At 56.5% G+C, this 7,264-nt stretch carries 6 protein-coding genes and 1 pseudogene; 3 read left to right on the top strand and 4 right to left on the bottom strand.

Translation table 11 applies throughout. The features are described 5' to 3' along the window. Both M0974_RS09580 and M0974_RS09575 read left to right on the top strand, forming a co-directional pair. Window positions 1–181, top strand: a pseudogene (locus M0974_RS09580) (hypothetical protein); the annotation flags it as partial. A gap of 160 nt (window positions 182–341) precedes the next feature. Continuing rightward, window positions 342–1,952, top strand: a complete 1,611-nt coding sequence (locus M0974_RS09575; protein WP_297835673.1) for an NAD(P)/FAD-dependent oxidoreductase — start codon at window positions 342–344, stop codon at window positions 1,950–1,952. 118 nt (window positions 1,953–2,070) lie between these two features. Here M0974_RS09575 and M0974_RS09570 read toward each other — a convergent pair whose 3' ends face one another. Beyond that, window positions 2,071–3,168, bottom strand: coding sequence for a PLP-dependent cysteine synthase family protein (locus tag M0974_RS09570; protein ID WP_297835672.1), 1,098 nt, complete (start codon window positions 3,166–3,168; stop codon window positions 2,071–2,073). A 200-nt stretch (window positions 3,169–3,368) separates the two neighbouring features. Between M0974_RS09570 and nhaA the strand changes: the two genes are divergently transcribed. After that, window positions 3,369–4,550: a Na+/H+ antiporter NhaA gene (gene nhaA, locus M0974_RS09565; protein ID WP_297835671.1), complete on the top strand. Its 1,182-nt coding sequence runs from the start codon at window positions 3,369–3,371 to the stop codon at window positions 4,548–4,550. A gap of 112 nt (window positions 4,551–4,662) precedes the next feature. On the opposite strand, the gene M0974_RS09560 is transcribed toward nhaA, so the two are convergent. The 3 genes from M0974_RS09560 to M0974_RS09550 all read right to left on the bottom strand — a co-directional run bounded on the left by M0974_RS09560 (window position 4,663) and on the right by M0974_RS09550 (window position 7,112). After that, window positions 4,663–5,127 (bottom strand): glycine zipper 2TM domain-containing protein, encoded by a 465-nt coding sequence (locus M0974_RS09560; protein WP_297835668.1) that lies wholly within the window; start codon window positions 5,125–5,127, stop codon window positions 4,663–4,665. Window positions 5,128–5,305: 178 nt separating this feature from the next. Next, a complete protein-coding gene (pdxH, locus tag M0974_RS09555) occupies window positions 5,306–5,953 on the bottom strand; it encodes a pyridoxamine 5'-phosphate oxidase (protein ID WP_297835667.1) in 648 nt (215 codons plus the stop codon). Between the two features lie 70 nt (window positions 5,954–6,023). After that, entirely contained in the window at window positions 6,024–7,112 is a 1,089-nt protein-coding gene (locus M0974_RS09550) for an OmpA family protein (protein ID WP_297835665.1), read from the bottom strand. Between the last annotated feature and the right edge of the window lie 152 nt (window positions 7,113–7,264).

The raw sequence follows: 7,264 nt of genomic DNA, 5'->3' as shown, positions 1-7,264 counted from the left end.
GCCAGACGGACGTCTCAACCTGAGCACTGAAGCTAACGGCCTGCGCATAGAGTTGTGGGTCGCACCGCAACGCTGCGTGAACCCTGTCGACGGTTCTGTGCAGCATTTGACCGCCGAATTGCGCGTCAACGATCAGGTTCAGCGTGGCTGCGGTTACTACGGCGGCGCGCGTAACGACTGATTTCACTGCAAAACCGCATTAACTTCTTCGTGAACACGTTCCCTCCCGCAAAAATCTTGGCAGGTTCCAGGTGTGGATTCCAAATGCCTGAAGCAGACCGGAGCGAACCCGCATATAATTGCCGGTTCGCGTAAAGCTGGCCCGGATACTGGACCCTGTCATGTTACGAATCACCGAACTCAAACTGCCAATCGATCACCCAGAAGAAGACTTGCGCCCTGCCCTGCTGCGGCGCCTGGGGATCGACAGCGATGAGCTGCTCGACTTCACGTTGTTCAAACGCAGCTACGACGCGCGAAAAAAATCCTCGGAACTGTGCTTCATCTACACCATTGATTTCACGGTGCGCGATGAGGCGGCGCTGTTGCGTACGTTTGCCGATGACCGCCATCTCGGTGTGGCGCCTGATGTCAGCTACAAGACAGTCGGGCATGCGCCGGCAGGTTTGAGCGAGCGGCCGATTGTGGTTGGCTTCGGTCCCTGCGGAATCTTCGCTGGCTTGCTTCTGGCGCAGATGGGCTTCAAGCCGATCATTCTCGAACGGGGAACCGAAGTGCGTCAGCGCACCAAGGACACGTGGGGTCTGTGGCGCAAAAACGTATTGAACCCAGAATCCAACGTGCAGTTTGGTGAAGGCGGCGCCGGGACATTTTCCGACGGCAAGCTGTATAGCCAAATCAAAGACCCGAAATTTCACGGACGGAAAGTGCTGCACGAGTTCGTCAAAGCGGGTGCGCCAGAAGAAATTCTTTACGTCAGCAAACCGCACATCGGTACGTTTCGTCTGACCGGCGTGGTGGAGAACATGCGCCATCAGATCGAAGCATTGGGTGGCGAAGTACGTTTCCAGCAACGCGTCACTGACGTGCTGATCGACAACGGTCAGTTGCAAGGCGTGGTCCTGGACAACGGCGAGCAAATTGATTCCAGGCACGTGATCCTGGCGTTGGGCCACAGTGCTCGCGACACGTTCCGCATGCTCCACGGGCGTGGCGTGTACATGGAAGCCAAACCGTTTTCCGTGGGTTTTCGTATTGAACATCCGCAGTCGCTGATTGACCGCGCCCGCTTGGGTAAATACGCCGGTCACCCAAAGTTGGGGGCAGCCGATTACAAATTGGTGCACCACGCGAAAAACGGTCGTTCGGTGTATAGCTTCTGCATGTGCCCTGGCGGCACAGTGGTGGCAGCGACCTCCGAGCTGCACCGGGTGGTCACCAACGGCATGAGCCAATATTCGCGCAACGAGCGCAACGCCAACTCCGGCATCGTGGTGGGCATTACGCCTGAAGATTATCCGGGCGGCCCGTTGGCCGGTATTGAGCTGCAGGAACGACTGGAGTCGCTTGCCTATGTACTGGGCGGCAGCAACTACGAGGCGCCTGCGCAGCTTGTGGGTGACTTCATTGCAGGTAAAGCCTCCAGCGCATTGGGCAGTGTGGAGCCGTCTTATAAGCCAGGTGTGAAATTGGTCGACTTGGCTGACGCCCTGCCCGCTTACGCCATCGAAGCCATTCGTGAAGCATTGCCGGCGTTCGATAAACAGATCAAAGGCTTCGCCCAGCATGATGCGATTCTGACCGGCATCGAAACCCGCACCTCGTCACCGCTGCGTATGACCCGCGATGAGACCCTGCAAAGCCTGAACGTCAAAGGGCTGTTCCCGGCCGGTGAAGGCGCGGGTTATGCGGGCGGTATTTTGTCAGCCGGGGTTGATGGCATTCGCGTCGCCGAGGCACTGGCTCGGGATATGTTGGGGATCGCGGGGTAATCGATACCCTGTGTGAGCGAATTTATTTGGGAACAACAACTCGGTTCTGCAGAAACCGCGTCGCCCGCTTCCCGAATGAATTCGGTCCCACAGGAAAGTGAAAGTCATCTGTAGAAGGTTATATACCCGCGCGCAATACACCTTCCGGCAGGGCTTCGCCTCGTTCGGCGCAGCCGGCGATGCTGTCGATCAATCCGGTCAGTTCATAGCCCTGAGCAGCCAGCCAGGCTTGGTTGTAGTAGGTGGTTGCGTAGCGTTCACCGCCGTCACATAGAATCGCCACGATTGACCCCGACTGGCCTGCATCAACCATCTCCCGGGCGGCCAGTAGCGCGCCGATCAGGTTGGTTCCGCTGGACCCGCCGACCCGGCGCCCCAAGCGTTGCGCCAGGTAATGCATGGCAGCCAGCGACACGGCATCCGGCACCTTGACCATCGCATCAATCACTTTCGGCAAAAACGACGCCTCAACCCGAGGTCGGCCAATACCTTCGATCCGCGAGCCGTGATCCAGGCGCAGGCTTGCGTCGCCAGTTCGGTAATAGTCAAAAAACACCGAGCGCTCAGCGTCAGCGCACAACACGCGCGTGCTGTGCTGGCGATAACGAACATAGCGACCCAGTGTTGCGGTCGTCCCGCCGGTGCCGGGGCTTGAGATGAGCCAACTGGGCTCTGGATAACGCTCGAAACGTAGCTGCTGAAAGATCGACTCTGCAATGTTGTTGTTGGCGCGCCAGTCCGTGGCGCGCTCGGCGTAAGTGAACTGGTCCATGAAATGGCCGCCCCCTTCGCGAGCCAACCGCTCGGACTCCGCGTAGATCTGCGTCGGGTCTTGGACCAAATGGCTTTTTCCGCCATAAAACGCGATCTGCGCGATCTTTTCCTGAGAGGTCGAGGCCGGCATCACCGCGATGAACGGCAACCCCAATAAGCGGGCAAAGTACGCTTCGGAGATCGCCGTCGAACCACTGGACGCTTCAATCACGGGAGCGCCGGGTTTCAGCCAACCATTGCACAGCGCGTACAGAAACAATGAACGGGCCAAACGGTGTTTGAGGCTGCCAGTGGGATGACTCGATTCATCTTTGAAATATAGTTCAACGCCCGGTAATCCTGGCAATTCCAACGGTATCAAATGGGTATCGGCACTGCGCTGAAAGTCTGCTTCGATAATTCGAATCGCTTCGCGGGCCCACTTTCGCACATCACTCATCATGAGTTCTCATTCAAGTTTAGGAACAATCCTACTGCTCTGATCGGCACCATCTAGAAGCATTCAGTAACACAACTGCTACGCTTCTTTCGCGACGCTTATCACCCGCTTACTTATAGCAAAAAAGAATATAATTTTTGTTTTAATAACTAACACTACAGGTTAGGGTGTTAGCCCTTTTGACAAAATCATGGAGAGCGACATTGGTCTTGCGGAGTACTGTCACCCGTTTCTTTCAGATGGAAGCTGCCAGCGGTTTGTTATTGATTGCCGCCGCTGCACTGGCCTTGATCATTAATAATTCTCCGCTGGCCTGGTTATACCAAGGATTACTCGACGTACCTGTGGTTGCGCAAGTCGGCGCGCTGCAAATCGCCAAACCTCTGCTGCTGTGGATAAACGACGGCCTGATGGCGTTGTTCTTCTTGCTGATCGGCCTTGAAGTCAAACGCGAAGTGCTCGAAGGCCACCTGTCCAAACCTTCACAAATCATCTTGCCCGGCGCTGCTGCGATCGGCGGCATGGTGGTGCCTGCGCTGATCTTCTGGTTCTTGAACAAGGACGACCCGGCGGCACTCGGTGGCTGGGCGATTCCCATGGCGACAGATATCGCATTTGCGCTCGGTGTGCTGGCGTTGCTTGGCAACCGCGTGCCGGTCGCGATGAAACTGTTCCTGATGACCTTGGCAATCATCGACGACCTTGGGGCGATCATCGTCATTGCGGTGTTCTACTCAACCGACCTTTCAGTCATATCCCTAACGTTAGCGGCATTGTCCATCATTGCTCTGGTGGTGATGAACAAATTAGGTGTCGTCCGGCTTGGGCCTTATCTGTTAATCGGTTTGTTACTGTGGGTCTGCGTGCTGAAAAGTGGTGTGCATGCAACGCTGGCCGGGGTCGTCCTGGCGTTCTGCATCCCGCTCAGAACCAAAAACGCCGAGTCTTCACCGCTATTGACTCTGGAGCATGCACTGCACCCGTGGGTCGCCTTTGGGATTTTGCCGTTGTTCGCCTTCGCTAATGCTGGCGTCCCGCTGACCGGGGTCACACTCGAAAGCTTCACTCATCACGTGCCGCTGGGCATCGCAGCAGGATTGCTGGTTGGCAAGACGGTCGGCGTGTTTGGCCTGACGTGGTTGGCGGTAAAAACCAGCATGGCCGCGCTACCTAAAGGGGCAAACTGGGGGCAAGTATTCGGGGTGTCTATCCTGTGTGGCATAGGCTTCACCATGAGCCTGTTCGTAGGCTCTCTCGCCTTTGTACCGGGCATAAGTGAGTTTGCAGGCCAGGACCGCATGGGCATCCTCACCGGCTCGATTTTCGCCGCATTGATCGGTTATGCCGTCACCGCCATGTTCAGCCGTAAGGCGAAAAAGGCTTAGGCAGCTAAATCGTTTCGAAGCAGACAAGAAAAAGCCCTGACCATTACTGGCCAGGGCTTTTTATTACGACATATTGCAACAGCTGAAAACGCTAGAAAACGCGTTTCAAGTATTAGTGAGAAACACGGCTCGTACCGTTGACGCTCATGATGCGAACGCGCTCACCCACACGGAAAATTTCGTTTTCCTGAACCTGCTGCACGTAGGCGCGCATGGTCCCGTCGTCTTCACGCACGGTAATTTCCACGCCTTGCGTACGGGTCAGGCCATCTTCTGCGGCCGAACCCAACAGACCGCCAGCAACCGCACCGATGACGGCAGTGATGATACTGCCGCGTCCGCCACCCACAGCGCTACCGGCCACACCACCCACGATTGCGCCGGCGCCAGCGCCGATTGGCGTTTTAGTGCCTTCGATTTTAACGGGCCGCAATGAGTCAATGGTGCCCATGCGTACGGTCTGTACTGTCCGAGCCTCATCGCGGGAATAGGAGTCCCCGGTCAGACTTGAGGTACAGCCGCCTAACGTCAGTGCCATAGCAGTGAACGAAGCAACCAATAGAACAGACTTACGCATAAGATCATCTCCAGAAGAACAGACCGCTATTAGACTCTGTGACACTGAGGCTGTCACGGCCCGAACTGATAAATTCGATTTCATTCAGCGGGCATACAACAACCCATTGCCCTCACGTCATAGACGTTTGGGCGCAGAATAAATTCCAAGGTTTTCTAGCAGACAACTCGGTCAGGCATCATGGTGCGAGTCGTTCACGGACCCATTGCTGGTCTTGCAGGCGATAGTTTAGACGATCATGCAAACGGCTCGGACGCCCCTGCCAAAACTCGATCCTTTCTGGCAGCAAGCGATACCCGCCCCAATGCTCAGGGCAATTGGGCTGACTGTCACTGAAGCGTGCTTCGGTATTTTTCAGCAACGCCTCAAGCTCTTCACGATCGGCAATCACCCGACTCTGCGGTGATGCCCATGCACCAAGACGACTGCCCAGAGGACGAACCTGATAGTAAGCGTCCGACTCTTGCGGGCTGACTTTGACCACACGTCCTTCGATGCGCACCTGACGTTCCAGCGTCGGCCAGAAAAACGTCATGGCCGCGAAAGGCCGCGCCGCCAGTTGCTGGCCTTTGGCGCTCTCGTAGTTCGTGAAAAACGTGAAGCCCTGATCATCCAGACCCTTGAGCAGCAAAATTCGGCAGTGCGGTCGACCGTCTTCATCAACAGTCGCCACGGTCATGGCATTCGCTTCAACCGGCGCCTGCTCAGTTTTAACGGCCTCCTCGAACCATTGATGGAACAAGGTGAACGGTTCGTCCGGTGCCTGAGCTTCGGTCAAACCATCACGGGCGTAATCACGGCGCATATCGGCCAGAACTTGTGTCATGACGTGCTTCCTTTGCTGCAATGCTGGGAAATAATCCTTGGCTTAGGCCTGGTTCCTTATTGGATCAGGCTTAGTTGGCTTTGGCCTGATCGTCCGGGATGTCTTTCTTCGCTGGCGCGTCAGTTTTAGGTGCGGCTTTCTTCGCCGGAACGGCTTTTTTCGCAACAGGCTTCTTGACGACGGCTTTTTTCACCGGAGCTGCCTTTTTGCCAGTCGCTGCAGGTTTAGCCGCAGGAGCAGGCGCGGCCGCTACTGGCGGTGACGCCTGAGCAACCGCCAAGGTCGGACCCGGCGCTGGCATGTTGTATTTGCTGAGCAAGGCCACCATGGTCACTTGCGGGGTCATCACGATCTCGATCCGACGGTTCAGCTTGCGACCTTCAACACTGTCATTAGCTGCGCGTGGCATGATCGAACCCATGCCTTTCATGCCCAAGCGATTACGCTCCAGGCCGCTCAGACGAAAAATCGCCGCGACTGAGGAAGCGCGGGCCTGAGTCAATGTTTGGCTGTCAGCCGCAACTCCGGTGGTATCGGCATGGCCGAGAACCAGAACGGCGGTTTTCGGATCGGCTTCTACAATTTTTGCCAGACGGCTAATCGGGCCTAGGGTGACCGGCATCAGCATGGTCGGACGGTCACGGTTGAACGAGCTGTCCGCAGGCGCGGTGATGATCAGCAGGTTCTCGCGACGCTCCAATTCAAACGGGCTGTCTTTGATTGCAACACGTAGGCGCGGTTCGTAATCATCAAGCCAGGCCTGAGTAACCTTCGGGTCCGGCATAGGTACCGGTTGGGCGCGCAGCGCAAGCAGGGGTTTGGCTGCATCTTTCTGCTGTTTGGTTTCGGCAGAATCGAACGGCCACCACCAGTGTTTCTCGGCAGCAGGCGCGGCGGCAGGCGCAGCAGCGGCGACTGGCGCAGCAGCGGCAGGCGCTGAAGCGGTGGCCGGCGCGGCAGGAGCAGCCGGCGTCGTAGGAGCAGCAGCCTTCACATCCGGTTTGGCAGCAGCAGTCTGGTCCACAGCCTTGCCCGCAGCTTCATGGGCACCAAAGGGCCACCAGTTAATGCCACCATCGGCGGAGCCATTCTGAGACGTTTGAGCACAACCAGTGACAGCCAAGCACAAGGCAAACGCGAAGGTTTTGTTAGATAACATTGTTGACCCATACCATAAATAAGCAGAAATAGAGCTTTAACAAGCTCGCTTAAACCAATGATTCGAAAACAATTCCGCCACCCAGTTCCTTGGGAACGGACTTAATAGACCATCGGCTACAAACAGTCAGCCAGTACTCGCGCTAGCGATTG

Source organism: Pseudomonas sp., assembly GCF_026224925.1.
In the GTDB taxonomy this organism is placed as follows: Bacteria; Pseudomonadota; Gammaproteobacteria; order Pseudomonadales; family Pseudomonadaceae; genus Aquipseudomonas.
The sequence above is the reverse complement of the archived record's forward strand: the minus strand, read 5'-3'. Positions and strand labels throughout refer to the sequence as shown.